The 2622-nt window shown below is 73.2% G+C and carries 4 protein-coding genes; 1 reads left to right on the top strand and 3 read right to left on the bottom strand.

Features of this window, described 5'->3' with window-relative positions; all coding sequences use genetic code 11:
• Positions 1–579 (top strand): cytochrome P450 (locus AC0CYZ_RS29790; protein ID WP_472221726.1); only part of this gene is annotated, 579 nt, incomplete at its 5' end.
• A gap of 66 nt (positions 580–645) precedes the next feature.
• Here AC0CYZ_RS29790 and AC0CYZ_RS29785 read toward each other — a convergent pair.
• The 3 genes from AC0CYZ_RS29785 to AC0CYZ_RS29775 all read right to left on the bottom strand — a co-directional run.
• Entirely contained in the window at positions 646–1089 is a 444-nt protein-coding gene (locus AC0CYZ_RS29785) for a universal stress protein (RefSeq protein WP_472221725.1), read from the bottom strand.
• A 36-nt stretch (positions 1090–1125) separates the two neighbouring features.
• The gene (locus AC0CYZ_RS29780; RefSeq protein WP_472221724.1) at positions 1126–1782 is read right to left on the bottom strand and encodes a hypothetical protein; all 657 of its coding nucleotides are present in this window, start codon (positions 1780–1782) and stop codon (positions 1126–1128) included.
• 57 nt (positions 1783–1839) lie between these two features.
• Positions 1840–2622, bottom strand: a 783-nt coding sequence (locus AC0CYZ_RS29775; protein WP_472221723.1) for a cytochrome c oxidase assembly protein, incomplete at its 5' end; no start/stop codon positions are given.

The raw sequence follows: 2622 nt of genomic DNA, 5'->3' as shown, positions 1-2622 counted from the left end.
GACGACATGCTCGGGATGCTCGTGCGCGAGCACGGCGAGGACCTCACGCGCGACGAGCTCATCGGGATCGCCTCGCTGCTGCTGATCGCGGGCCACGAGACCACCGCGAACATGCTCGCCCTCGGCACGCTCGCGCTGCTGCGCCGGCCCGACCAGGCGGCGACGGTCCGCGACGACCCGGACGCCGTCGCACCCGCCGTCGAGGAGCTCATGCGCTTCCTCTCGATCGTGCACGCGAGCGTCCCGCGGGTCGCGGTCGAGGACACCGAGGTGGGCGGGCAGGCGATCGCGGCCGGGGACATGGTGCTCGTGGCGCTGGCCGCCGCCGACCGCGACCGCGCGCTCGTCGAGGACCCCGACCGGCTCGACGTCGGGCGGGCCGCGTCGCCGCACGTCGCGTTCGGCCACGGGGTGCACCACTGCCTGGGCGCCCCGTTGGCGCGCATGGAGATGGCCGTCGCGTTCCCGGCCCTGCTGCGCCGCTTCCCGACGCTGGCCACCACGACCGACCCGGCCCGCGCCGACTTCCGCGAGGGCACGTTCATCTACGGGATGCGCAGCCTGCCGCTGACCTGGTAGGTGCCTTCGGCTCGTGAGCACTATTCCGCCGTATGACACGGGAAAGTGCTCACGGGCCGAAGGCACCTAGGGAACGACCGTCACCGGCCACTTCCCGGCCTTGATCAACCGGACGGCGAGCGAGCCCACGAACCGGTGCCCGGCCTTCATCGACGAGCCCACGACCACGGCGTCGGCCCGCAGGTCGTCGGCCGCCCGGACGATCTCGATGTACGGGTCGCCGTGCACCGTCACCAGCCGCGCCTCCATCTCCAGGAGGCGGAGGTACTCCTTGGCCTGCTCGTGCAGGTCGGCGGCGAGCTCGTGCGCGGACTCGGCGAGTACGGTCACGGCGTCCGCGGACAACGAGGCCATCGACGGCGTCGTCGTCACGGTGATGACGACGAGCTCGGAGCGCTGGCGCCGGGCGAGACCCACCGCGTAGGCGCCGGCACGGAGCGACGTCGTCGACCCGTCCACCGCCGCCAGGATCAGCGACGGGCCGTCGGTACCGAGCTCGAACCCCTCCACACGATCAGTGTGCTCCCGCCGCGCCGGTCCCGTCGATCATGCCGGCGGACGCGGGCGGTACGGCCCGCTGGTCGCCACCGGCGCCAGCCCCTGGGCCGCCCGGACCTCGTGCACCATCTCCTCGAGGAGCTCGACCATCTCCCGGTCGTCACCGCGCCCGTGGAAGAGCCGGGCCTCGGCGCGATGCACCCACACCAGCACCGCCGACCGGATGGTGCGGGACCGGGCCTCGACGGGGCGGTCGAGCACGGCGGTCCCGCCCCCGGTGCCGGGGTCGATCCGGTCCTCGGGCCGCTGCTCGTCCGGGAACCGCTCTTCCGGGAGGTCGGACCACCCCGGGGTCACCGGCGAGGGCGGGGTGTCGATCCCGCGCCGGCGCAGGTTCCGGTCGAGGACCTCGACGATCGCCCGGAAGCCCGGGTCGTCGGCCGTCATCCGGCGCTCGCCGGTGCCCGTCCCGAGGAGCGCCGGGACCAGCCGCACCAGTTCGGCGCGGGACTCGTCGCCGAGGACGTCGTTGAAGCGCCGGCACAGCGTCGCGAGGAACGGATGGACCCCGACCGGGTGGTCGGTGTGGTGGTCACCGCTGAGCAGGGCGGCGTACTCCATCACACAGGCGCCGCGCTCCGCCGTCGGATGCGCCCCCCGGCTCGGGACCGGCAGCTGCGCCGGCCACTCCGCTGTCTCGTCCATGGCCCGACTCCCGTGATCCACGCCTCACCCGGAAGGGTCAACGGTACCAGGGGCGGCCTAGTCGCCGCGGTCGAGCCGGGCGAGCATCCGGTTGTAGGCGGCGAGGGCCTCGTCGTCGTCGTCGAGGTCCTCGGCCCCGCCGTCGTCCCCGGTCTGGCCGGAGATCGCCGAGCGCCGGGCCGACTCCAGCCAGGGGCCGAAGTCGACGCGCCCGCTCGGGTCCGAGACCCAGAGCCGGCCGAGCAGGACCATGATCAGCATCATCAGGCCGTCGCCACCGACCCACATGATCGCCCCGCCGAGGTGTACGCCCTCGAGGTCGTAGGACGGGAACATCGTCGCCGGCGCCAGCATCAGCACGATGCCGGCCAGGGTGTCGATGCCCATCGCCAGCAGCATGAGCACGAACCGCGCGAAGTAGGCGGGGCGGTGGGGGAGGACGTCGACGCCGATCGCCGTGTGGAAGAACAGCAGCCCGGCGACGAGGTAGAGCACCTGCTCACCGTGGTGCAGCGTCATGGAGCCGGCCATCGCCTCCATGAACCCGGTGAGGTGGGTCAGCACGATCACCAGGGCGTAGACCACGAGCACCGTCGCGGGGAAGGTGACCGCCCGCGCCACGCGCCCGCCGACGGTCGCGTCGAAGGCCCGCGCCGCACCACCCCGCAGGTGGTGGCGCAGCAGCTCCAGCGGGTGCCCGGCCACCCAGAACGCCGGGACGACCATGATCAGCATCAGGTGCATGACCATGTGCACCGCGAACGCGCCGTGCCCGTAGACCGCGATCCCGGAGTTCCAGGTCAGGACGGCGGCCGCGAGCGCGGCCAGGAACGACGCGGT

The sequence above is a fragment of the Actinomycetospora sp. genome (genome assembly GCF_055612215.1).
This window is presented reverse-complemented; position numbering and strand designations above follow the sequence as displayed.

Bases quoted from the DNA above. Each gene is read 5' to 3' on its own strand.
- AC0CYZ_RS29780 (WP_472221724.1), bottom strand. From the start codon at position 1,782: ATGGACGAGACAGCGGAGTGGCCGGCGCAGCTGCCGGTCCCGAGCCGG.